The sequence below is a fragment of the Pseudoduganella rhizocola genome (genome assembly GCF_045984285.3).
Taxonomy (GTDB): Bacteria; Pseudomonadota; Gammaproteobacteria; order Burkholderiales; family Burkholderiaceae_D; genus Rugamonas.
On the sequence record NZ_JBJQIK030000003.1, the window covers coordinates 400,631 to 424,893 of the forward strand.

General features: G+C 58.1%; 19 protein-coding genes. 9 read left to right on the forward strand and 10 right to left on the reverse strand.

The window, feature by feature from the left end:
* Positions 1-60: 60 nt before the first annotated feature.
* Both imuA and ACJRPG_RS09055 read left to right on the forward strand, forming a co-directional pair.
* Positions 61-762: a translesion DNA synthesis-associated protein ImuA gene (imuA, locus tag ACJRPG_RS09050; RefSeq protein ID WP_407999732.1), complete on the forward strand. Its 702-nt coding sequence runs from the start codon at positions 61-63 to the stop codon at positions 760-762.
* Positions 695-2,164 carry a Y-family DNA polymerase gene (locus tag ACJRPG_RS09055; RefSeq protein WP_407999733.1) on the forward strand — a complete coding sequence of 490 codons (1,470 nt, stop codon included), beginning with the start codon at positions 695-697 and terminating at the stop codon, positions 2,162-2,164. The genes imuA and ACJRPG_RS09055 overlap by 68 nt, the downstream gene beginning before the upstream one ends.
* A gap of 105 nt (positions 2,165-2,269) precedes the next feature.
* Here ACJRPG_RS09055 and ACJRPG_RS09060 read toward each other — a convergent pair whose 3' ends face one another.
* Together ACJRPG_RS09060 and ACJRPG_RS09065 are read right to left on the reverse strand one after the other, a co-directional pair.
* Entirely contained in the window at positions 2,270-3,445 is a 1,176-nt protein-coding gene (locus tag ACJRPG_RS09060) for a DUF6932 family protein (RefSeq protein WP_407999734.1), read from the reverse strand.
* A gap of 69 nt (positions 3,446-3,514) precedes the next feature.
* Positions 3,515-4,009, reverse strand: coding sequence for a hypothetical protein (locus ACJRPG_RS09065; protein WP_407999735.1), 495 nt, complete (start codon positions 4,007-4,009; stop codon positions 3,515-3,517).
* Between the two features lie 395 nt (positions 4,010-4,404).
* Between ACJRPG_RS09065 and ACJRPG_RS09070 the strand changes: the two genes are divergently transcribed.
* The 3 genes from ACJRPG_RS09070 (at position 4,405) to ACJRPG_RS09080 (ending at position 8,284) form a co-directional block, all read left to right on the forward strand.
* A complete protein-coding gene (locus ACJRPG_RS09070) occupies positions 4,405-7,551 on the forward strand; it encodes an error-prone DNA polymerase (protein WP_407999736.1) in 3,147 nt (1,048 codons plus the stop codon).
* A gap of 251 nt (positions 7,552-7,802) precedes the next feature.
* On the forward strand, positions 7,803-8,099 hold the full coding sequence (locus ACJRPG_RS09075) for a hypothetical protein (protein WP_407999737.1): 297 nt from the start codon (positions 7,803-7,805) through the stop codon (positions 8,097-8,099).
* Between the two features lie 14 nt (positions 8,100-8,113).
* On the forward strand, positions 8,114-8,284 hold the full coding sequence (locus ACJRPG_RS09080) for a hypothetical protein (RefSeq protein ID WP_407999738.1): 171 nt from the start codon (positions 8,114-8,116) through the stop codon (positions 8,282-8,284).
* A gap of 786 nt (positions 8,285-9,070) precedes the next feature.
* On the opposite strand, the gene ACJRPG_RS09085 is transcribed toward ACJRPG_RS09080, so the two are convergent.
* Positions 9,071-9,676: a hypothetical protein gene (locus tag ACJRPG_RS09085; protein WP_407999739.1), complete on the reverse strand. Its 606-nt coding sequence runs from the start codon at positions 9,674-9,676 to the stop codon at positions 9,071-9,073.
* A gap of 77 nt (positions 9,677-9,753) precedes the next feature.
* On the opposite strand from ACJRPG_RS09085, the gene ACJRPG_RS09090 reads away from it, so the two are divergent.
* Entirely contained in the window at positions 9,754-9,981 is a 228-nt protein-coding gene (locus ACJRPG_RS09090) for a helix-turn-helix domain-containing protein (protein ID WP_407999740.1), read from the forward strand.
* Positions 9,982-10,063: 82 nt separating this feature from the next.
* On the opposite strand, the gene ACJRPG_RS09095 is transcribed toward ACJRPG_RS09090, so the two are convergent.
* The 3 genes from ACJRPG_RS09095 to ACJRPG_RS09105 all read right to left on the reverse strand — a co-directional run bounded on the left by ACJRPG_RS09095 (position 10,064) and on the right by ACJRPG_RS09105 (position 14,855).
* Positions 10,064-11,353: a DUF5677 domain-containing protein gene (locus ACJRPG_RS09095; RefSeq protein ID WP_407999741.1), complete on the reverse strand. Its 1,290-nt coding sequence runs from the start codon at positions 11,351-11,353 to the stop codon at positions 10,064-10,066.
* A gap of 13 nt (positions 11,354-11,366) precedes the next feature.
* The gene (locus tag ACJRPG_RS09100; RefSeq protein WP_407999742.1) at positions 11,367-13,529 is read right to left on the reverse strand and encodes a KAP family P-loop NTPase fold protein; all 2,163 of its coding nucleotides are present in this window, start codon (positions 13,527-13,529) and stop codon (positions 11,367-11,369) included.
* A 282-nt stretch (positions 13,530-13,811) separates the two neighbouring features.
* The gene (locus ACJRPG_RS09105) at positions 13,812-14,855 is read right to left on the reverse strand and encodes a DNA-binding protein (protein ID WP_407999743.1); all 1,044 of its coding nucleotides are present in this window, start codon (positions 14,853-14,855) and stop codon (positions 13,812-13,814) included.
* A 107-nt stretch (positions 14,856-14,962) separates the two neighbouring features.
* Here ACJRPG_RS09105 and ACJRPG_RS09110 point away from each other — a divergent pair, with 107 nt between their 5' ends.
* Positions 14,963-16,105 (forward strand): tyrosine-type recombinase/integrase, encoded by a 1,143-nt coding sequence (locus tag ACJRPG_RS09110; protein WP_407999744.1) that lies wholly within the window; start codon positions 14,963-14,965, stop codon positions 16,103-16,105.
* Between the two features lie 123 nt (positions 16,106-16,228).
* Here ACJRPG_RS09110 and ACJRPG_RS09115 read toward each other — a convergent pair whose 3' ends face one another.
* The 4 genes from ACJRPG_RS09115 to ACJRPG_RS09130 all read right to left on the reverse strand — a co-directional run bounded on the left by ACJRPG_RS09115 (position 16,229) and on the right by ACJRPG_RS09130 (position 21,340).
* The gene (locus ACJRPG_RS09115) at positions 16,229-17,638 is read right to left on the reverse strand and encodes a hypothetical protein (protein WP_407999745.1); all 1,410 of its coding nucleotides are present in this window, start codon (positions 17,636-17,638) and stop codon (positions 16,229-16,231) included.
* Positions 17,631-18,665, reverse strand: a complete 1,035-nt coding sequence (locus ACJRPG_RS09120; RefSeq protein ID WP_407999746.1) for an AAA family ATPase — start codon at positions 18,663-18,665, stop codon at positions 17,631-17,633. Before ACJRPG_RS09120 ends, ACJRPG_RS09115 begins: the two co-directional genes overlap by 8 nt.
* A gap of 9 nt (positions 18,666-18,674) precedes the next feature.
* Complete coding sequence (locus tag ACJRPG_RS09125) at positions 18,675-20,573, reverse strand: hypothetical protein (RefSeq protein ID WP_407999747.1); 1,899 nt, start codon at positions 20,571-20,573, stop codon at positions 18,675-18,677.
* A 68-nt stretch (positions 20,574-20,641) separates the two neighbouring features.
* A complete protein-coding gene (locus ACJRPG_RS09130) occupies positions 20,642-21,340 on the reverse strand; it encodes a hypothetical protein (protein WP_407999748.1) in 699 nt (232 codons plus the stop codon).
* Between the two features lie 328 nt (positions 21,341-21,668).
* Here ACJRPG_RS09130 and ACJRPG_RS09135 point away from each other — a divergent pair, with 328 nt between their 5' ends.
* Positions 21,669-22,574: a site-specific integrase gene (locus ACJRPG_RS09135; RefSeq protein ID WP_407999749.1), complete on the forward strand. Its 906-nt coding sequence runs from the start codon at positions 21,669-21,671 to the stop codon at positions 22,572-22,574.
* Between the two features lie 300 nt (positions 22,575-22,874).
* Positions 22,875-23,798, forward strand: coding sequence for a hypothetical protein (locus ACJRPG_RS09140; RefSeq protein ID WP_407999750.1), 924 nt, complete (start codon positions 22,875-22,877; stop codon positions 23,796-23,798).
* The last annotated feature ends 465 nt before the right edge of the window (positions 23,799-24,263 follow it).

Sequence of the window (24,263 nt, forward strand, 5' to 3'; positions counted from 1 at the left end):
TATTCAATCACTAATATGCTTGTCGTCTCTGTTCCAGCCCTTGCGTTAGCACCATCCGGTATGGATCCAGGCACGCTGCCCGATGTGTGGCGGGCGAGCGAACTGGCCCGGTCGCGCGTACCCGCTGCCAGCTGCGGGTACGCGGTGCTGGACCGGGAGCTGCCAAACGGTGGCTGGCCGCAATCGAGTTTGACTGAACTACTGCTTCAGCAGCACGGCATCGGCGAACTGCAGTTGCTGCAGCCGATGCTGGCTCGGCTGGCGCGTAGCCAGCGCATTGCGCTGGTGCAGCCGCCCTGCATCCCGCAGGCAATGGCAGCGCGGCACTGGGACCTCGATCCGCTGCAGCTGCTGTGGCTGCGTCCGAAGTCCAGCGCCGACGCGCTGTGGTCGGCTGAACAGATTCTCAAGAACGGTAGCTGTGGCGCTCTTCTACTCTGGCAAAGCAATATCCGCACCGAATCGCTGCGCCGCCTGCACTTGGCGGCCCAAGGCAGCGAAACGTGGTTCTGGCTGCTGCGTCCGATGGCGGCTGCGCTCGAGCCGTCGCCGGCGCCACTGCGGCTCGGCTTGCGCCCGGCGCATGGCGGCATGGTGGTCGAGGTCCTGAAACGGCGCGGCCCGGCTGCAGACGGCCACCTGTTTATCCAGCTGCCGCACATGCCGGCGCGGCGCCCGATCACCGAGAGCGACCATGCAACTGCTGTTCAGCCTGCACCTACCCCTGCTGCCGCTGCAAGCCCTGCGCCCCTGCTGGTCTGAGCCGGGGCCCTTTGCGGTGATCGACGGCGGCCGGGTGCTCGCCGTGTCGGCTGAGGCGGCCGCGCTCGGCGTGCGGCCCGGCCTGCGTGCCGGCGGCGCCCAGGCCATCGCGCCCCAGGCAGTGCTGTTGGAGCGCGACCTGCAGAAGGAAGCCGATGCGTTGCAGGCCGCCATCCTCGCGCTGTTCCAGTTCACGCCCGACATCGCGCACGCGCCGGACTTCGGCCTGCTGCTGGATGTGGGACCCAGCCTGCGCCTGTTCCACGGTCCGCGCGCGCTGGCCGACAAGGTGCTGCACTGCCTGAGCCAGCAGGGCCTGAGCGCCACCCTGGGCGCGGCGCCCACGGCCGCCGGCGCCTGGCTGCTGGCCCGCCGCCCCCGCCAGCGCCAACGTCCGCTGCGGCGGCGCTGCCTGCGCCTGGCAACCCTGGCCACGCTGCTGGATTCCCTGCCCTGCAGCATCCTCCCCGAAGCGCAGCCTTTCCTGCCACTGCTGACCGGCATCGGCGCACGCGACCTGGCCGCGCTGCGCCGCCTGCCGAAAAGCGGACTGCTGCGCCGAACCAGCGTGCAGCTGGCCGACGCGCTGGCGGGCGCCTATGGCGAGTCGATCGAACTGTTCCGCTGGATCAGCATCCCGGCCACCTTTACAGCCCGGCTCGACACGCTGGAACGCATCGAGCGAGCCGATGACCTGCTGGAAGGAGCGTCCCGCCTGCTGCTGCAGATGACGGGCTGGCTGACGGTGCGCCAGCTGGCCGCCGCCGCTTTCACCCTGCTGCTGCTGCATGAACGGGGCCGGGCCGCGATAGCGCCGACGGCGCTCGAGATGGTGCTGGCCGAGCCGGCATGGCAGGACGCCCACCTGCTGCGCCTGCTCAAGGAGCGCCTGGCGCGCATCGAGTTGCCGGCGCCGGTGATCGGCCTGCAGCTGGACGCGGTGCGCCTGGAAGCGCAGGCGCCGCCGAGCGGCGAGTTGTTCCCGCAGCCGGGCGGCTCGCCGGCCGACCTACTGCGCCTGCTCGAGCTGCTGAGCGCGCGCCTCGGCGCCGACAATGTGCTGATGCCGCAACTGACGCCTGACCACCGTCCGGAAGTGTGCAATACCTGGGGCCCGGCGGCGGTTAAGCCGCGGCGATCCACGATAGACGCTGAAGAGCTGGACCGCCCGTTCTGGCTGCTGGAAAAACCGGTCAAACTACTCTTACGCGACGAGCGCCCCTATTACGGCAGCCCGTTGGCCCTGATCCGGGGTCCCGAACGCATCGAAGCTGGCTGGTGGAACAACCAGACTGCGGCCCGTGACTATTATGTGGCACAGGGCGCCGACGCGGCTTGCTACTGGATCTACCGGGAACGAGGCGGCGACATGCATTGGTATCTGCACGGCCTTTACGGATGAGGCCTCGTTGGTCTGCCATATCTATCACCGTGGAACGGCATCACCGACTCACTGACGCCAAGGGGCACATTCAGAGACTATGTATCTCTGGCGGCATCTGAGCTTCTAAATTTCACTAACATTCGTCGTCTCATACTTTGGTCGTGATCCATGGCTCAAGTTCAGGTACGGCAACCATAAACTACGTATTACATCATCCTTAAAAATATTACCATGCTGGAGTAACTTACTTCGCACCTGCGATAAATCGGGATGACTAGAAGTAAATCCCTCCCGTCCCGCATCACCGTACAGCGGGTCGCTGAACAAAAGACGCCCCCCTTCTGGCATATGTTTTACCCATTGGTCCTCTTCTGAAATGGTATTAAGCACGCGGTTAACACTTTTCCCTAAGTGCAAAGACCAGTCAAACTCCTTAGAAAGTATTGATCCGCATAAGATAATTGAATCAAATTTGGTAACGAGATTCCCAGCGTCGGACAGATATCTTGCGATAACATATGTGCCAAATGAATGAGCCAGTATTGAAATCGGCCCCGCGAAATTGGATCGAACAGTGATCAACCAATCCCGAAACCCCTCAACAACACGCGCTCTATCGCCGTTATTAGTCAATAACGTTGGCATTCTGTTGCCATAAACGTATGGAGCAACAGCCCAGCCAGAGGTACTCAGAACCAATGACACGTGGGGTACCCATTCCGCGTCACTAAGAATGCCATGGATTGGGATAACGACCCCTTTGAGTTGCTGTAAAGACGTAATTTTGCGCCCCTGATAACTGGCTAAGGCAATATCAAAAAGCTCGTTCTTACGATATGGAGTGTGATGGGTTTTGACTTGACTGTCGAACTTGATCTGGACGATGCCTCGAGGGGTCTCGCGACGCGAGGTAGCAAGAACCTTTATGAACGCTTCACAAATTTCGGGCTGATCTTCTGAAAGGATCTGAATGTCGCATCGGACGCCATCATACTCTAATAATTCGACATTACGCGGAATATCCTTTGCCTGTTTAAAAAATACGATTACATCTATATCGTTTGGGTATTGAGTACCCGTGACAAACGAGCCACCAATTACAATCGAGGTTGCGTCATTTCGATTGGCCCAATTACATATATCGGTAAACGCTTGGCGAAATCTAGGACGTATAGCTGAAAAAATATTTTCGTTTTCGCGAAGGGAACAAAACGTCTCAAGAAATTGTTCTTCTGTGATTTCATGGGTTCCGGGACTGAGATTTCCGTCAGTGTCTATGTGTAATTTAGGCAAAATCATGAGTGGATTCGAAGGCTTCGTGATTAACAATGTCTCAGACGTTTACCGGACTGCCGCGAGTCGGTCGGCCTATCCCTTTAAAACACTACCAATGATAGCGCCCGCCAACGCACCTAACGCACCGGCCAACGGCACCCACCACCTGGATTCTCGTCGCAGTTCGACAGCCCGAGTGTGGAGGTTTGTGGCCGCGTCAATCAAAGTTTTGATGTCTCCCGGACCAAGTGGAGGTCGGGAGAGACGCGTTGTTTCGTCCTCGTCCAATAACTTATATTCCTGCTCTGTTAGCATTTCCTGGCGGTCGACATGGTAGCGCTTAGGGTACTGCCGCCGCCAAACAAGCGAAGCAAGCTTCCTTGTGGTATCCAGACGGAAGAACTCGGGATGTTCCACAAATACTTTTTTCCAGTACTCAGACTTGGAATCATCTCCAGTAATTCTCACCGCCCATTTTTCGAAAGACTGCATATGAAAATCATAGACAGCCATTGCTTGGATGGCAGCGATAACGTCGGCAAGCCTATTTGGGCTAGCAATATATGGTGACTCAGGCTTAGCTCTCATTCACGGCCTCTTGGTAATTAGGTAAGAGATAAGGGAGTTGGTTCAAATTTCGCTACTCTTGGTCCTTCCCGTCTAAGCAGCAGCATAGCACCTTGCCTTGGCGAAAAACTAACGCTTTGTCACATAAGCAAGCAGTGAGGGCTGATTCGTCGCCTGCCCCGCAGACCCTACGGTTGCAGCGTTTGTCCAGAGTCATGGAGCGACCCGCGAAGTTGCGCTCTATTCCAATGGTGCTGAGCCACCGCGCTCTTACGCCATAACCTGCACTGCGCTGACGCGGGTCTGCTCTATCCAGGAGCCATTTCAACCCACAATCGTGTCGTGCTTCGCTTGAAGGATTGACGACTGCGCACGAATTGGATACTGTATGTTTATACAGTATTTCGCTCCCCAATATGCCTCCACCAGCGCCCCAGCTACCCGACTATGCGGAACTGCAGTGCCTCTCGCACTACAGCTTCCTGCGCGGCGCCTCCGCGCCCGAGGACCTGGTGGCGCGCGCCGCAGCGCTCGGCTACGCCGCCATCGCGATCACCGACGAGTGCACACTGGCCGGCGTCGTGAAGGCGCATCTGGCGGCGAAAGAAGTCAAACTGAAGCTATTGGTCGGCAGCCAGATGACGGTGACGCCGGAAGACGGCAGCCCGCCTTTCGGCCTACTGGTGCTGGCCATGGACCGCAACGGCTACGGCAACCTCAGCGAGCTGATCACCGTGGCCCGCACCCGCTCGGACAAGGGCGAATACCGGCTGCACCCGCGCGACCTCGGCGCGCCGCCGCCCGACCTGCAGGCACTGCGCGGCCTGCCCGGCTGCCAGCTGGTGCTGCTGCCGCGCTATGGCGCCAGCGCGGAGGAACTGACCGGTCCCGCCGTCTGGCTGCAGGCGCTGGCGCCCGGCCGGGTACGCATCGCCCTCACGCTGCATCACCGCTCGAAAGATGAGCGGCAGCGCGCCGCCGTGGCCGCGGTGTCAGCGCAGTGCGGCCTGCCCGTGGTAGCCACCGGCGACGTTTGCATGCATGTGCGCTCATGCAAACCGCTGCAGGACACAATGAGCGCGATCCGGCACGGCATCCCCGTCGCCCAATGCGGCTACAAGCTGCCCTCGAACGCCGAGCAGCACCTGCGCTCCCGCCTGCGCCTGGCCAACCTCTACCCGCGCGCCACGCTGGACGAAACCGTGGCCCTTGCCGGCCAGTGCCATTTTTCGCTGGACGAACTGCGCTACGACTACCCGACCGAACTGGTGCCGGAAGGAGAAACCCCCACCAGCTACCTGCGCCAGCAGGCCTACCAGGGCGCCTGGTGGCGCTACCCGCAAGGCCTGCCGGCTACCGTGCAGGACCTGCTGGAGCGCGAGCTGGCCCTGATCGCCGAGCTGCAGTACGAAAGCTACTTCCTCACTGTCTACGACATCGTGCGCTTCGCCCGCACCAACAAGATCCTGTGCCAGGGCCGCGGTTCGGCCGCCAACAGCGCCGTGTGTTATTGCCTGGGCGTCACCGAAGTCGATCCCGCTCGCGGCACGCTGCTTTTCGAGCGCTTCATTTCGAAGGAGCGTAACGAGCCGCCCGACATCGACATCGACTTCGAGCACCAGCGCCGCGAGGAAGTGATCCAGTACATCTACCGCAAGTATGGCCGCACGCGCGCCGCCCTGACGGCGGTCGTCATCAGCTACCGTCCCAAGAGCGTGCTGCGCGACGTCGGCACCGCGCTGGGCGTCGACCTCTCGGTCGTCGACAAGGTCGCCAAAGCCGGCCACAGCTACGGCGGTACCACCGAGCTGCGCCAGCGCATGGCCAGCTGCGGTTTCGATCCGGATGCGCCGGTCGCCATCAAATGGGCCTGGCTGGCGGAACAGATGATGCGCTTCCCGCGGCACATGAGCCAGCACCCGGGCGGCTTCGTCATCTCGCATAGCAAGCTGTCGCGCCTGGTGCCGATCGAGAACGCCGCGATGGCCGAGCGCACCATCGTCCAGTGGGACAAGGACGACCTGGACGCCGTCGGCCTCCTGAAGATCGACATCCTGGCCCTGGGCATGCTGAGCGCGATCCGGCGCGCGCTGGGCTATGTCGCCACCCGGCGCGGCCAGCCCTTCGAGCTGGCCGACGTGCCGGCCGAAGACCCTGCCACCTACACCATGATCAGCCAGGCCGATACGGTCGGCGTGTTCCAGATCGAGAGCCGGGCCCAGATGTCGATGCTGCCGCGCCTGAAACCGCGCACCTTCTATGACCTGGTGATCGAAGTGGCGATCATCCGTCCCGGCCCGATCCAGGGCGGCATGATCCACCCCTACCTGCGCCGGCGCGAAGGCAAGGAAGCGGTCACCTACCCGAGCAAGGAGATGGAAGCCGTCCTGTCACGTACCCTCGGCATCCCGATCTTCCAGGAACAGGTGATGCAGATTGCCATGGTGGCGGCCGGCTTCACCGCCGGTGAAGCGGATCGCCTCCGCCGTGCCATGGCGGCATGGAAGCGCAAAGGCGGCTTGGAACAGTTCGAGGACCAGTTGATGGCAGGCATGGCCGAACGCGGCTACAGCGAGGAGTTCGCAAAAGGCATTGTCGGCCAAATCCGCGGCTTCGCCGAATACGGCTTCCCGGAATCGCATGCGGCCAGCTTCGCCCTGCTGGCCTATGCCTCCAGCTGGCTCAAATGCCATGAGCCCGAAGCCTTCCTGGCCGCCCTGCTGAACAGCTATCCAATGGGCTTCTATACGCCGTCACAGCTGGTGCAGGATGCCGTGCGCCATGGCGTCCAGGTGCTGCCGGTCGACGTCACGGTGAGCGGCTGGGAAGCCGCGCTGGAACCGCCCGATGGCGACAAGCCCGCCGTGCGCCTGGGACTGAACCAGGTGCGGGGCATCGTGCACGAAGCGGCGCTGCGCATCGAGGAAGCGCAGCGCGTGGCGCCCTTTACCGACGCCACCGACCTGGCGCGGCGCGCCGACCTGACGCAGCAGGATTTGACTCTGCTGGCCAACGCCAACGCGCTGCACGCCTTGGCAGGCCACCGTAGCGCGGCGCTATGGCTGGCAGCCGGCAGCGCGCCGGGGATGGGGCTGCTGAAGGATGCCGCCATCACCGACGAAGCACCGGAACTGGCGCCGCCCACCGCCGCGGAAAACACCCTGGCGGACTACCGCCACCTGGGCCTGACCCTGGGCCGCCATCCCCTCACCTACCTGCGCCGCCAGCTGCATGACAAGCGCTTCATGGCCGCCGAGGTGCTGAACCGCTACAGCGACGGGCAACTGGCGCGCGGCTGTGGCCTGGTCACGGTCCGTCAGCGCCCGGAAACGGCCAAGGGCACTGTCTTCATCACCCTGGAAGACGAAACCGGCAACGTCAACGTCATTGTCTGGCCCGGCCTGGTGGACACGCAAAGAAGGGAAGTCATGGGCGCCCAGCTACTGGGCGTCTATGGAATCTGGCAAAGCCAGAATAATGTACGTCACCTTGTGGCCAAGCGCCTAGTTGACCTGTCCCATCTATTAGGCGCACTTGATACCCGCAGCCGGGATTTCCACTGACCCGCAAGCCAGACATTACGAGCAGCCAAACGCGACAGGCGTACTAATCCTTGAAAGGTGCAAATGGATTGCAGTGGTTGGAAATGTTATTGGGCTTGCCTCCTTGGGGCATGGTGTATGATTGACGTTAGAGATGAAGAAAGCGTCATGGGCCTTTCGACAGCCGCGTCGATAAGGAAGTTCGACGGGCGATCAAGCTGCGTCCACTGCAACCATTTTTCATTGCGTGTGGGTATTGGATATACCAAGCGATGGCCTTCCAAGTAAAAATTGGTGATTCAGGTAGCAGGAATTTGACCGCGGAGGAGGCTCAGGCGGTTGAGGCCGCTAAGAAGCGCTACCGCGAAAGTATCGGTAGACATTACCCGGCGGAACTGGTGCGGCAATTTGACTTGGCCGTTGAGAAACTAAAGCGCAAATACCCCGACCAAGCTCAGCAGCAAGCAGCGGCTGGGCCTGTTTCAGATGGTGAGAAGAAGCTGATGTCTGCTGAAGTGCGCGATGACTGGACTTCTCGCAAGAAAGTGGCCGGCAGCCCCAAATACTAAATTCGGAGATTTCCATGGCGACCGATAAAAAGCAAAAGCGCGAACTGAACTCTGAAATTGCTGAGCTTAAGAGCAAGAGCTTTGAGAATGTCGCAGCTAAGTTTGCTGATGCGCTCGCAAAAGGTACCTTCCGTACTCTGCCCGGGGCAGCGGTGATTGTCCGCGCGCAGCGCGTGGTCTCCTAAGTCATCGCGCCAATTAACGGCCGCATTTGCGGTCGTTTTCATTTCGGGGCAGTGCCGAGTGCGGCGCTTCCGTGCGATCAGGGGCTGCCACGTTTTGCACGAGATCGAATCGCTGCCGTCGTCGAGTGCATCGTCATGCATAGCCCCCAACCACACCGGATTTCTCTCGTCCAGCGCGATAAGCGTACTTGGCACGTCGGAAGTCGATGCCTTCGAGCTGCATATGTGTCGTAAGCTGAAGCGACTTCCTGCTCAACGGCGAAGCGGACCCAATGGCACCCCTGCAGTCCCGCCCTAATTGGACGTCCAGACGAGATGTGGTGGCTTTTGACGAGCAGAATGCATGCCGAACCTTAGTCCCCCGCGCGTAACGAATAAGACAGGGCCGACAATGCTGTGTTCATCGCCAGCCCCCCACACCTGCGTCACTTCGTCCGCTCTCCACCCTGCCCCACCGGTCGGGAGAAGGGCCAGAATTTGAGCCACCTTCCTATGTTGTTCCGGACGCGCAGCTAAGCAGAAGTTTAGGACGTCAGTCTGATCAGTGAGTAGACATGTATCCGTGTATTGATCCCGACCTTCCGGCGTCGTATAACAGACCAGGAAATGGGGAATACGCAGTTCAAGATACACAGCTCGCCATGTCCGGACTCCCTCTCCGGCGGCGAAGAACATTTTCGTCTCATGCGCATCGTAGGTCCTGAGCATTGGGTGCTCCCTTGGCAACCGATTCCAGCTGTCGCAGTTCCAAAGTCTTATCACCAACTATTCGGTACGACTCGGCCATCACTTTCTGTTGGCTTCGGCAACGATGCTTTTGTAGCTGTAGCCGTTGCATTCAACTCCTGCACTCATCGCGTCGCTAGCCAGCATCACCACGCCGGGTACGATGAGCATGCCCGCTAAAAAGCCGGTGACAATGCCTCCGCTGCCGTTGATGAATTCTGGCGTTGGCCCAATCCATTTACAAGTATCAGTATCGCTGGTCGCCACGAGCTGCCGATATCGGGCGAGCCCCATTTTCGGCTCCATTTGGATGATGTACTTCGGTTTGATCTGGTCAGCTTTGGGGACGGCCGCGGCGCCATAGATGAGTCGGTTGTCGACAATGAAGTAGACCACTCGCGCTAGTTCGTAATCAGACCTGTTAGCGCAGATTTTCGCAGCTCGGTCGCTACTTGCTGACTCCTTCTCGCACGCCTTGGCGATGTCATCGGGGTCTAGCTTCCCCACACTTGTTACCCGCGCGTAGATATTGTCGGACTTGCCCACAATTTGCACCGAAGCTTTGGTGGCCGAGCTGGCGCATCCACTAAGGATGATTGTGGTAGCAGCCAGGATCGACAGCGGGAGAAGCTTGGAGAAAAAAGCATAGAAATCGCGGCCAGTCATCAAAAATTCCCAATATATTGTGAAGACCTAATACTAGCCCAGGATTGATATTTCTCCCAATATATTGGGAGAAAAGATTGGATCCGACTGTCGCATTTGGAACAGTCCTGCGTCGTGTTCGGAAAGAAGCCGGGCTATCGCAGGAACAACTGGGGTTTGAGGCAGGAGTGGAACGAAACTATGTCAGTTTGATTGAACGCGGCATAAACCAGCCCGCATTGAAGATCATTTTCCGTTTAGCCAAGGCGCTGAAGATGTCGCCTTCTGAACTGATCTGCCTCGTCGAAGCGGAGATCCAGAAGTAGTGCGCAGGCGGCACCAGGATCGTTGCCCACCACTCACGACCGCGATCTGAACGACTGTCAAATGAAGACATTCCCTAGGCACTCACGTTTCCCCCTTTCGACGCTGGCGCTCTTCCCGTTCAATGCGTCGCTGCACCCTGACGAATTGCTTTTCAATTTTGGATGAAAGGCTGCTGAGTACACGGGACCAGATGATGCTGTCAGTGTTCGGATGAATCAAAAGCAGAACTGTCGTGATTTGCGCAAGCGAAAGAGCAGCTAACCGCCCCGCTTCTTGCAAGCCCACGTTGCTGGCGCCCGCCAGAATGCCGTCTCCGTCGCCGAGAATGCCCAGACGAAAGAATGTGCCTTTTGCGCCCGCGTGTACTGTGTTGCTCGCCAGTTTGAAATATGGCCGCAAGTGGTCGAGGTCTACGGCGGCCTCAATGCTGAAAAAAGTCGGGTTTGGATTACCTAGCGTGTCAGCGGCCCAGCCGTAGTCATTTAGGAATGGCTTGCCGTAGTTGCGCTCGAGATCGACTGCCAGAGCATCCAGACGCTTCTGTTCGCGCGCAGAGATTGGGCGATGCTGCAGGACGGAGGCGTACCGCTGATACTGACGGGCGGCTTTGATTGAGTCCGCACTAACATGGGCGATGTAACGCTCCGCGACGTCCGGACCGCGCTCGGCGATCAGCATTGCGGTAACCGTCAATTCGTGCATCGTTCGCCAGCGCGACATCGCGCCGTCAGCAAAACCATTACGCAACAGAGCCTGCACTTCACCGGCAACTTGTACGGTCCGACCGTGCAGGCGCGTAACGACATCCACTACCGCGATGTCCTTAGCTCTGCGTCGTCGCTTTCTGAGCCATTCATTCCGTGCTTCGCCGATTTCTTGGCAAAGAGCCACGTGGATGTCGAGCAACTTGAAAGGTCCAGCCCAAGTCAATTCGAGCCGCCGCATGAAAGCATCACGCTCATTTTTTAGGTGTAGAAGGCGCTCCGCAGGATTCTTCAAGACATTCTGCAATGCAGTCGTGCTAAACGAGTCGTAGATATCGCGGGATGCTGCTTCAATGGCAGTGGTGATTCCTTCAATCGCCCGCTCAAGGTCCGTGCTATCCAGATGAATATTGACGTCACGGCCACCTGTGACTTCGTCATCAAGGTCCAGGTCAAAGCTCGACTGCTCAGCGACCGATGGTGCGGCCAACACCCGCCCCGCGGCGCGTTCAATTATATCGAAGTGCTTTGAGCCATCGATCCCCTGCTCGCGGAGCTTCTGGACCAGAATATTGGCCAGAACGTGCGCCGGTTCAGTTTGACTTCGTAGGGCCGACATATATGCGTGATGAAACTTCGCTGCGGCGTGGGGGCGCTTAGTCGGCATGTCGGTCCTATCCTCAGTCAATGTCCCCTCGGTCGGCACGCTGCCAAGCCTCCAGAAACTCTTGCACTTCTACGCTGTCGCCAACGGCCGCTACGGCGTCGACGCGTGCCCTAAATGCTTCCAAATCCATCAGACGAGCAATACTCTGGGGGCTGACGTGGGCCACACGCTTCGCCACCGCATCGCCCAAGCCCACGAAGCTCATTCCCTGAGTCCAACCGTATGACGTGAATGCCTTGGCGAGCTGAAGAACACCATCGTCGGTGGCGAAGGCCGCGGAAGTCCATGCACGAACAGAAGCACCATCGTCACTCGTCAGGTCCATCCACCAATGCAGTAGAAACGCCAAATCCCGGTGTGCAAGCAACGTGCCGTCCGCAGCAGCGGCCTCGATTCTCGACCGAAGGAGACCACGGAGTGTTTCCGCATCTGCCTCGGTGGTCAGACACTTCTCTGGCGGCTCGCGTTCTTTGCCTTCCCTTGGGTGATAGTGGGTCCACGCTGATCGGGTGAAGTCGGCAAGCCAGCCGAGGGAGGCTGTTCTGCAAGCTTTTACGAAAAGGGCTGAGCGCTCATCCAGAGTCATGCGTTCCATGGTCAACGCTCGCAATAGCCAATGCAGACGAAGTTCATTGCTACCCATGCTAAAGGCCTTTGCTTTATCGGCCTCAACATTGATCTCATCGGCAATTTCAAATAGTGCGGTCAGAAGCGGTTCGACTTTGTTTCGATCAACCCGCTCTGCGTGCGTATGCAGCTCATTGAGCCATACAGCGGCTTTCGTGCCGCCTGAGCGCCTAATCGCCGTCACGGACTGGTGCAGCGTGGATTTCACGTACTCGACGTCATCAGCCCGAGCGAGAAATGCGTCCAATTCGGTGCTTGTGAGTACCTCGTCGCCGATTGCAAACCGGAAGTAGGAATCAAAGTAGTTGGCTGAACAAACCCGACGTTCCAACGCCCATTGGCGTGCGAACCCGTCTCCGTAGTGCATATTGGCCCAAACGGACTCCAGAACAGGAAACAGCCGCATTAGCAGCCGACGCACCCTGTCTTGTCTTTGCGGGGGCTCAGCGCCAAAGAACACGCCATCGATCCGTTTTGCTGTTGCTTCGCGATCACGCTCCTCTCTGCTCCTGCCGCCGACCAGTTCCTCCTTGTTCTGACGAATAGCTCGATAGACGGTCGGATGCAACATCCTGAGCATCTCCAGCGCCAGAAAATCGGCGCGATCCACTTCTCCAGCAACGGCTGGCCAGGACACGCTCAACGAATTGACGAAGCGCGTGACATCCCGCGGCGTACGCATCGCCGGCGAAATACCTTCGTAGAAAATGTTCATGAAGCGGACGAGGTCCTCTTCTGCTGGCGAACCGCAGATCGATCCGATCATCGACAGCAGATGCTGCTGAACATCTAGCGCAGATGGGTCAGGCAGCTCGAAAGCTGCCTGCACGATTTTTTCCAGATAGTGCGGACCTTCCGAAGGGAAGCGTTCGCTGACGATCTTCTCGGCAAGCGGGCGATCATAGACCAGCAGGTACATGACATTTGGCAAATGACCGACCGACTTGACCAACCGGAAGATTAACAAGGCCTCGTCAGGCGCGAGGCGATCGATGTCGTCGATGACGATGAGAAAGCGCTTATCCTGTTCCCGCAATGCCTTCGCCAGATCGGCATGAAGCGTCTCGACACTTTCATCTTGTTCGATGAGGCCCGCCAGCCATTCCATGCCCTTCTCCGCGATGCCACCAGCGATGACCGCACCAGCGGCCTCCGCTACCTTCCCAACCAGCGCGCCGGCGCGGAGCAGGCGCGCCCCAAGCTTCGGTAACTTTTTCTTGACCTTATCGCCGAGGCTGGGGCCTAAGCCAGCATATAGCTCGCGGAAAAAGGCAAGAGCGAGCGCGTCCTCGCCTCTGAACCACCAACAAGCAAAATCGATGACGACCAGCTTGTCTGACCTAACCGCATCAGCCAAGTGATATTTGCAGAGGTTGACTGCACTGCTCTTGCCAGAGCCCCATGGGCCGTTGAGGCCGATCACCGACCCTTGAGGGGATTGCATCTTGAGAATGCTCGCCGCTAGCGCGCGCGCAAAGGGATCGACACCGAACCGATCGTCGTCCGGTCTTTCAATGGGCTGGTCGTTATAGAGGAGGTGCTCGCTCATGGTTTCATCACGAAGTTGCGCCAGGCGCTGCGCATTTGGTTGTTCTCGCTTTCCATCTCAGTCCGACCTTGTTCGAGATGACAATGAATGGGCGATTGGATGCTGGGGCCCTTGCAAACGTCTACTCGCAGATATACATCAGGTGCACCCTGATGCAAGAAAGAAATAACACTATCACGAACGACAGCGGCTCACCATCGCGTTGTGCCTTAAGGTTGCCGTTACTAACCTTTGCAGCTTTGGTTTGTAAAGCTGCAGCGAAGCCTTATCCCCAAAAGTTTGTTACCCCTCGGAAGCTGCATTGCTGCCTCGGCGCCCAGACCGCTTAGTATTGCCTACCATGCTTTGCATGAATGAACGTAACAGTGCGCTTTGTTCATCGTCTTTCACCTTTAATTGGTCCAACGCCGCACTGAGCTGGTTTTGTAGCCGCTCGATCTGAGATAACAGTGTTATCTCGCGCTGCGCCGCGGACGTCGTTGCGGCGAGGAGGCTGTTCTCAGCAATAGCCAACATTGCTTTTGCCTGATCCACCTCACTCTGTTGCCGTGTTAACCGCTCAGTCATCGTGGCTAAGCCTGCTTCGAGACGATCGCGCTCCGTGTTCCACCCAGAGAGCTGCTCGGCTCGCAGCGTCTCGCTCCTGGAAAGCTGCGCTTGCGCTTGTTTTGCGCTCTCTCTGGCCCGATCCACTTCGAGGCTCCAGCGCTGCTCATTGGCTGCGGCCCGTTCCTCGAGTTTTATTCGCGCGGCCTCTTGGCGCGTGCGTTCATCTTGCAGCTGCGCGCGCAATGCCTCTTTATCGTTCTCATGCGCCAGGCACTGCGCCTCCAATGCCTGGCCCTCGCGCGTTGCGTCCGCCAATTGCTGTTCGAGGGACGCCACTCGCTCGTTGGAAGCGTGTAATTGTGACTCCATGGCACGCATGGCCGCCGCGATTCCCTCCTGGCGCGCCATTTGAACATTTTCTTGCTGAGCCAAAGCGAGGCGCGCGTCGTCCAGTTGCAGCTTCGCCGCGGCCAGTTCATGGTGCTCCCTCGCCACCTCTGTTTCGAGTTGTCTCCGCGCATCGGCAAGCGCCACCTGCCAGAAGTGAGCTGCCGCCTGCGCGATAGGGTCCGGTACGGCCGCCGGTGCCGCGAACGCCTGGGGATCTTTGATCCGCGCCCCTAGACCGCGGAACCAGGTGTCGAGGTGGGGGCTGACGGTGTTGGGAGAACCGCGCCCGAGCTGCTGGCGCACGCGCTCGATGGTCGGGCGGTCGCCTGCCAACAATAAGGCGTCGGCAGCGTGCCAGACGTCGGTTTCTGTGATGCCGCGTGGCATAAGTCCTCCCCTTGCTATTTCTGGGCGATGTCCGATAATTACCCTCGATAATGAAATCTTATCGAGAGTATTTTTTCATACCTGTTATACATCATACAGAATATGTAATGAAAAAGCATATTGCTAGCCCGCCTGCCACGGTGCACATCCGCCCCGAGCTGTTGGCGCCAATCGGTGTGACACCGCTCGATCCAGCCATCGTGAGCCGATTTACCGAAATCGCAGTGCGCCAGTTGCTCCATGAAGGGGATGCCGAAAACACCCTGCGCAGCTATCGCAGCGCGATGCGCTACTGGGGCGCATGGTACGCACTGCGCTATCACGCAGCACTCACGTTACCGGTCCCGGTACCGGTCGTCCTGCAGTTCGTTGTCGATCACGCTGAGCGCTCAACACCCGAGGGCCTGATAACGGATCTGCCTCATCTGGTCGACCAAGCGCTGGTCAATCGCGGCTTCAAGGGACGGACAGGCGCTCCTGCACTCAGCACTTTGCTGCATCGGATCAGCGTACTATCGAAAGTTCATCAGCTGCAGAACGCGCCTAACCCCACGCAAGAACCTCCCGTGCGTGAGCTCCTGGCCAAGACGCGCCGGGCCTATGCCAAGCGCGGCACGATCGTGCACAAGAAACCGGCATTGACCAGGGAGCCGCTGGAAGCACTTCTGGCAACCTGCGATGACTCGTTACGCGGCCTGCGCGATCGAGCGCTGCTACTGTTTGCGTGGACGAGTGGTGGCCGGCGACGCTCGGAAGTGACCGCCGCGACCGTCATGAACCTGGTGCGCCAGCCCAACGGCGATTATTCCTACACTATGGGACACTCCAAAACAAACCAGGACGGCGCAGATCACACGACCAACGTTAAGCCTGTGATCGGCCGCGCCGCGCGCGCGTTAGATGCTTGGCTGGCCGCCAGCAATATCAAGGACGGCGCCGTATTCCGCCGAGTGCGTCGTGGCGGCCTGGTCGGCGAGGCACTGTCACCGGCTGCAGTGCGTGACATCATCAAGGTACGGTGCGCCGAGGCAGGCCTCGATAGCAGCTTCTCGGCACATTCGATCCGCAGCGGCTTTGTCACCGAGGCGGGCCGGCATGACATATCGCTGGCCGATACCATGGCCATGACTGGCCACGCCAGCACGTCAGCGGTGCTGGGCTACTTCAGGCAAGGTCAACTGAGTAACTCGCGCGCCGCAAAACTGCTGGAGAGCCCATTGAACGAGCCTCCCATAATTGGGCCACAATAGAGCACAGGAAGCCGCAGCGTCGCGCCGTGGAGCGTACGTCACGGACCCGCACGTCAACTTATGCGGTCGCCTTATTTGGTGATGGCTTTTTCGTTCAAAAATAACTACGCTAATGACACGCTGTCAAAAATCTTGTTGTCCGCTGGTGGTGCTTGGTGCCACACGCCGGTAGGTGATGACATCGGCGCCGTTGAGCGGAAGCCCATCAATTCCCAGGAAGGCAACCTCGCCCACGAACCATCCATCATCGGCGTAAGGCGCGACGAAGGTCACCCATTGGCCCCTCGTTTGGGTGAATACAGCATTGCGACAAAAAATATAGGCTCGATCAGCTTGCGCATCGATCGCGAAGTGCATGGCGTCACCGATGCTGCTCACACCTGATCGCAATCGCCAATACCAAGCCGCGTAAATTGCAAGGAAAATTGCGCGCCAACCCACTCGGGGTGTTCGGTGATGAAATAGCGCCATGTCGACCGACGGCTCATCAGCGAGCTCGGCGGTGCGCAGCGGCCACTGCTTCGCCAAGCTATAGCGCGAACAACGCTGCTCGAGCTGCCAGCGCATCCCCAGCAATGCTACGAGCTCGGGCGGATAGGAAGAGACATCCCGGCCGGCACTAATAAACAAATCGTCAAACCTGCTGATGCAGCCCCAACCCATGCGTGTGGCGACCCAGCGCGCGAGCATCCTGAGCGTGCAGCGATAGACCGAAGTGGGTACGCGTGTACGCTCCGTCCAGCTGCGTCGCCCCACATCACGCCTGGCCGCGCGCAGGTCAGTAATCCGGCATTTCCAGCGCAGCACCGTGATGCTCGTTGGGTCGTAATTTGAAGATCGTATATAGTAAGGCTCGCTTCTCCCCACGCTCGCAACGGCCCGCAGAAAATCGTCGATCTCACACCATTGCCGCTGCAGTCCCTCGCAGTGTTCAGCACGCAACTGGTGTACCCTCCCCCGGCTTCGCTTTCCCTCAACCCACCAGCGAATATATGGCTCCAGCGCACGCCGTAACAGGTCCTCATCTTTGCGCAAGTCAAGGTGCCCTTCCAGGCTCGGTTGTGCGCCGGCGACACTTTGCGCGCAACGAGAACATTCGTATGGGCGGTTAATCATTTCCCTCGACCAGCCGTACTTGGCAGTGGGCGCACCACAGCTGTAGCACGTAATTGACAGGGGTACGTGGTGCAGCGGGCATGCTGTGAGCGCGCGGCATTGATACAAATCGCTGTGGTAACAAGCTTCCAGGCAGATTGGGCAGTACCTGAATGAGGATTCGCGCCACCTGGCTTCCTCAAGTTTTTGGGCGACCTCGAACAAATCAAGTTCGCTCGGCTTGAACGACCATCCGGTCTTCTCACGGAGCAGGTCGGTATCGACCGTAAAGGCGACCTTATACTTGCTAAGTCCTGCGCAGAGCTGGGCCCGGCACAGCGCATTGCGCCATGCAAGTCGCATCACGCTGCTGACCAGTGACTCGTAAACCAATGGGCTCAAGTCGCTCCCCGACCAGACATGCTTACGCTCATTCATCGGTGCTCCCTGAGTCATTGGTGCTCTCTTTAGCTGCCGCGCTGCGTTTGCGCGCTCTTGCCTGTTCAAAGAGCGAATCCTGCAGCTTTGCGTACGCTATCGCTTTGCTCCAAGCCGAATCGGGTTGCGTCTTCCCGCGCCAGTCCCTTTCCGCGGCATCCAGGAGGTAGTAGCGTATGGCCAGGAAAGTCTGCCTTGCGGGAAACGCGATCTTGCGCGATTTGCCCGTGCCGTTCACGATGGCATCGAATGCCCGAGTTGCTTCGTGCTCCAGCCGAAATCCCGCATCCCATGCGTTTGGTACCATTAGCTGCGTCCAATGGTGGCCTGATCCCTCAGGGAACTGCCGATCATCTATCGCCTTAAAGATCACTTGCAGGTCCTTTACGCTGTCATAGGCCCGCACCGCGTAGACCTTGCTGGCAAAACGCCCCACCAAATCATGGCGGTTGTTTGTACGAAGCATCTCTATCACGTGCTCGATATCTGGCGATTGCCCCATCAGGATCGTCACGAACTGGATGTCGCTGCGCCCCAAATCGTTGTATATGTCCTTCAGGAAAAGGAAGTCTTGCAAGCCTAAGGCGCTCGCTTCATCGATAAACATTACGATGAGGTTGATCCCGGACACCCGTGCATCATCAACTAGCATCCGAACCACCCTATGGCGCAGGTCGGGCGTTTCGCCTTTTAGCTCGCTGTGGCCGATTGTCGTTAGAAAGTGTTTGAAGAACGCACGGATCGAAGCGATCTGCTGATTATGTGCATCATGGGTGAACATACAGATGCGTGGGAATTGATGCCGAATCAGCATTTTCACCCGGTCGAGCGCGTCCGTCTTGCCGATACCGCTCTCTCCAGTGAATACCCAGCCTGAATCGCGCAGCAAGATCGCTAGTTTCACGAGTTTGAAGATCTCGTCAATGGGAGGTGTCTGGAGCAGCACGGTGTGGGCATACAGCGGATGGTTTAGCACCAGTTCAGCCAAGTCATGTGCCGTTGTCGTATCAAGTCTTGATGCACCCATCGTTGCCTCCTAGTCGATACTGGGAATGTCGTAAAGGCCACTGGGGTCGTCATCCTCCCCCGGGTTGCGCGGGGGAGTCGGCTGGACGGGAGCGGACGTCATATCAGGTTCCTTGACGATCGCTCTCGCCTTGGCCTGCTGACGCTCAATCTTGGCCACGTTGAGCGCGACGCGGGATGTGCGGCGCCTGCCGGCTTTCCCGAGTGCCTTGAGCTCGGCTAAACCTTCCTGTCGCGCCATCTCCAGAGGATCTTCGCCGTACGAGGCCATTCGCTTGGCTTTTCCCGAACGCATAAGAAGCTTGCGGTCCCGCCAGGAACAGTCGCTATCGGCCCAAGGGCCGCTCGGATACATTTGACCGAGTGCTTGCCCCGTTTCCTTGACAGTTGCATAGACCAGGCGTGCCAGGCGCCTGTCGACCGAGACGACCAGCGTTTTACCGATCAGCCAAAACGCTTTGCTCAGATCATGATTTGTATGCTTATGCCGGTCCAGATTGAAGTAGGGGCGTATATTTTTTTCGAGGCTCCCTTTAACGACGACTTCCTCGACATGCATCATCAGTGCGGGATAGGCCTTAACCGCCTCGGGAAGCGGTTGAGAAAACAGTCCACTAGAAGAGTTGTCCAACGCTCCTCTGAGGACGCGCACAGGCGAACTCCATTGCATACCTTCTGAGGACGCCTGATTGTGTTCACTGATGCAGCGTTCAAAGATGCCGATCAGGCTTTTGAGTTTGATGCGAAACTTAGCTGCCTGCGCCGCCGGTTCTTTAACGCGAGTGTCCTGAGGCCCCGCACCGTATGTTGAAGGTAGGCGCTGCAAACCTCGCCTAGTAAACTCACCGATAAGGCGCTCGACTAGGTCGCGCCGCGCCCAGACATAGGGTGGTCCAAAATTGACGGCGCTGCCGACTGTACCGATAATATTATTGACCACTTCATGGGCAGCGTTCGCCCATCCATTATCGACCTTCAGCACACTAAAGCATTGTCCCGCCAATTCAGGCAGCAGTTGGCCGATCAGTATCTGGTTCGCCTGCCCCTCTCCCGCACCGGCGAGCTGCCAAGCGGGTATCCCGACAATCGCGCTGGACACCGCTTCCAGGGCGCCGTCACTGCTTGGTGTTAGTTCCAGTTCGACACAATAACCGATTACTCCTGAACTGAACTCCTCAACCATCAGTCCGAAATGCCATCTTGACAGAGGGACTTCGAATTGTTCACCGTGATCGTTTTCCACCAACAGCACCGAGGCCGCATCAATTTTGTGATAATCGAGTTGGACCGCGCCATACGGTCGCAGGGCCGGAAACAGTCGCTCGTAGCCGGTGCCAACCTTGCCGCGCCGCGCTGCATTCAGACCATGTCGGGCAGACACCGCGCGTTGGGATTGCTCTGTTTCGAGATCGCGCAAATAAAGGTATATCGTTTTGTAGCCGCGGTCTGCGGTATTGAAAGGCCAGTCCGAATCTGTCAATCCAAGTTTGCGCAAGGCGGTCAGGAACTTGTCATGGATCGAAGTATAGGATTCACGCGCTTCGGGCATCTGCCCGCGCGTCTTCTCCTTGAAGTACAGATTACAGAGCATTTCTACCAGGTCAGGAAATCGTGCGAGCAACTGCGATAGCGCGCCTGCACAGCCCCCTGAGCCGCTACCAGGGCTGTGATTTACTGCCTGAACCCGTGTGTATGGCTTGATGCGAACGCCTTTTATGAGAGCGCGATAGCCCCAGATTGAGCCGTCGTCCGAGAGTATGAGGCAGCGTAGGATTAGTCGCCGAACCTCAGAGCGGTCTTTGCCGGTTGCCGCAATAATATCGTCCCAACAGGCACCTGCGTTATACATATCGATCGCATCGCACCTGGCCTTGTACGCATTTTGAGCTTCGCGTGGCAGTACGTTCATGTCCGGCCTCGGCCACGCTGTTGTATCCCGGTAGGGCAACGGGATTAAGCTGCGTCGTGAACCGGATCTCATGATACCTGCCTCATAATCAACGAGTCGTACGAGATGCGCCGCAATTTGAGTTCGGTGGCGATCGCGCCGGCCTGTAACGCGCGTGCGACGGCTGCCAGCATTAACGCGGGATCGGCATCCTCCAAGGTGAGCAGCGCCTTGAGTGTGACGGCGTCCTGCAGGTCGAGCCGTTGCGCTATCCGATCCATCTCGTGGCCGAGAAAATGCCCGCGGCATCGCGTCATGGCCGCGCAAAGCGTCAGCCAGTTATCGAACCTGAACACCTCGTCGCGCAAATCGGTGTCAGTTTTGATGAGATAGACGGCACCAGCAGACTGCGCAGCATCGCGCACTTCGTTGCGCTCGCTCGCTTTCGCTGTCGCGGCCCGCCGTTCAGTTCTTGTTACACGCTTGAAGTGCCACCACTCTTGGGAGCCATCACGGCGATCGATACGCGTTGACGTTCCAGCAGCGGCCGGAAGATTATATTCGCCACGCTGGACAGGCCAGTAGCGGACTACTGATGGATCACCTTCCAGGAGAACGAGATGCATGAACGCGAGGTCGGTTTCGATCGATAGCCGCGTGTTATTTTTCGGCGAGTCGAAGAACCATACATTCGATTGCGGGGTCCTGCGCGCCTTCAACGCCGCATTGACCTGTATCGACCGGCTCACCAACTCCGGGGATGGAGTTCGCAGCGTGTGTACTTTCATGTACGCCTCCAACTTTTTTCCTTGATGCGAGGATTTTGGGACGCACTGATACTTGACCACACCCGTTGATGCGAGCATAATCAATTCACACGGCGTCAAATTTTCAAAGGGATGCGTTATTGGCGTAACGCCTCCCTCCCCTCTCTCTTCTGTGCTAGTGCATACTGGTACTTCCTTATCTAATCTGGGTCTAACGCTTTAAGCGCAACTCTACCCATGCCTGCCCGGCATCCATACAATGTAGTTCACGACGCGGAAAATGCGACTTTTTTCTAGCGCGCGATCAGCAGGTCATCATCTACGCATTAGGCAGGAGCGGAGGTCCATCATGGCGCATCGTGTCGATCCGGATTTTGAAGAGATGTTCGGCGTTCCAGATTCGTTGCGTGGTGGGGGCAGAAGCGACCCTGTGGTGGCGGCGCTTATTCATATCGGAAGCCTTCAATCCAAACTTGCCCCGACCACTAAACGCTTATACCGTAGAGCTGTATGGCATTTCATTGACTGGGGAGGCCTTCTGCCTGCCAGCGAGGCCGCGATCTTGAAGTACCTTGAAGCGCATGCGCCTAAAGCCAGCAGGGCCACATTGGCCATGCGCCTGGCGGCACTCTCCCGTTGGCATGTAGAGCAAAATTTTCCTAATCCGGTCAAGTCGATAGCCGTCCGAGACGCCTTCGCCCAACTAGTACAATCACGCCCGGTGCTCAAAGCGCGGGCTAAGACCCTGCACATAGATCGTCTTATCGAACTGGTCCGGCACCTGGCCCGTGAACCATCCTTGATGGCGCTACGTGACAGCGCATTGGTGCAACTGGGTTTTTGCGGTGCCTTGGGCTCAAGTGCCTTAGTCTCCCTCGACACGTCCCACCTTATCTGGCAAAAGAATGGGCTAATTGTTTCGATTCCACCAGGCGTTCAAGACTTCCTACCCGACGGCGCACACAGCGTGATATACGAAGACATGTTCCAACCGCTCAATCCAATTGCAGCGTTAGGCACCTGGTTAAAGTCTTCAAGCATCGAATGTGGGCCAGTATTCCGCGCTTTCACCCGCGCAGGCCTACCCAAGCTTGGACGCATCAGTCCTCCAAGCGTCCGACGGATCCTCGTCTCCCGGGCGTTGGACGCTGGAATGCCTAACGCTCAGGAGCTGACGAGTGTGAGCATGCGGCATGGGCTGCGGTTCGACGACTGTTTTGACTTCCGCTCCTTTGTGACGATGGCGTCCCTCTGACCGGCGTCGGCTTCCAAAACAGAGACGGCTGACAATCACCGTCGACACTCAAGCCAGCGGCGATGTGGTTCGGATGGTGTGCTCCTTGTGCCCTCATGCGTAGCGATTGCCAAAATATTTCTATGGTGCAATCATAGGAATGCTAGCGACAGCTGCCCGGCACACGCGGCCGTACCTACTGGTGATCCGCGGGCCGTCCTAACACCACCATCTTGGACCTACATGTATCTATACCGTTACGATCCGTTGGAAACGCACCGTGAGCTCGAAGGCGGGGGACTGCGCGCCCACTACTGGAGCATGAAGAATAGACAGGGCTTCCCACACCGGCCTCTTATAGAAGCCGAGAAGGAGCTTCGTGAAGGCCAGGGAATTTTCCGCATCAGCTTTTGGCAAGACGAAGAAGCACTGCGCCGGCACCTGCCGATCTCAACGAACACGCAAGCAATCGTCGTGCAGCGAGTGCGTGCGGACTGCGCATTTCTTGCCCACTTCAGAAAGGATGTTGACGATGCGCTGGAAGGGAGCGCATTTCTCTTCTGGCGTGTTGACGAACGAAGCGAGGCGCAAGAGTGGAGCGAACAGTATTTGCCGATAGATGAATTGGAGGTGCTGGACGTTGACGGCCAGTGGCGCCCTTACGAGCAAGCAGAACTCACTATGGCAGAGGACCAGCGCTTCCTGAAGCAAGGATTTCAGCCGCTGTACTATGGCACGCAGCTGGGGAGCATCTATAAGGTCTTTTTTGCCAGCACCGTGCTGACAGCGCAGGCGAGCGAGCACCCCCAGCTCGCCATAATGATTCATGAACTCCCCAACACCCCATCCCTTCTCTCCTATCGAACTATGCTGCTACAGATGTATGAGCACGTCGCCGCTCGCGCCTTCAATATTCCACTGAAGCAGATAGGGCTCTACTTATACCGTCCATCACGTCACACGTTCGAACAACAGCGGCTGATCAAGCTTCAGCTCTCCGAACAATGGTCGTCGCCGGGCAGCGGCTGGTTTTCACCTCGGCGCCCTCCCACCTGCCAGATCGTTTTTCGGGACGGATTCGACGTTCTAGACCTGCATACGGGCGTCGGGCGAGCCATCAAGCATGCCTTCGGCATCCTTACCGTGAAGGAGCAAATTGCCGTCTATGACCAGGCGCTCAGAGCAGCCGACCTCGCCCGTGAAAATATGGTTTTTGCCGACGATGAGATGACCGAGACAACTTGATGCTGTGACTCGCCCTGGTCGAGCTTGGAGCGGCCGATCTTTTGCGCACACTAGCAGAAGTCCGATGCTGAACTTATAAAACAAAAAATAAGTGGATATAAAAGTTCGCGGAGAGAACGCGACACTGCCTCGCTCGAGATGGGTCCCCCAACACCCTTTCGGAGATCGGCTCTTGCGCAGGTCGAGGGCCTGACTCCGAAGGTAATGTCCTATTTTCATCCAAACCTCAATTTTCACAACGTGATGAAGAATCGTTAGCGATTGAAAACGCTCTGAAGGGCCTTCATTCCAGAGCGCTGCAAACCACATTTTGGTTGGACGGGACCTCGAACTCGGGCATGCATTTTTGACAGTAAAAACACCTCGCATGAGCGTTTAGGTAGGTGTCATTCGGCTAGAGTGTTGGAGGACAAATTAGATAAAAACTACGTTTCGGATGAGTCTTTAGGTAATGAGTTTCTTACG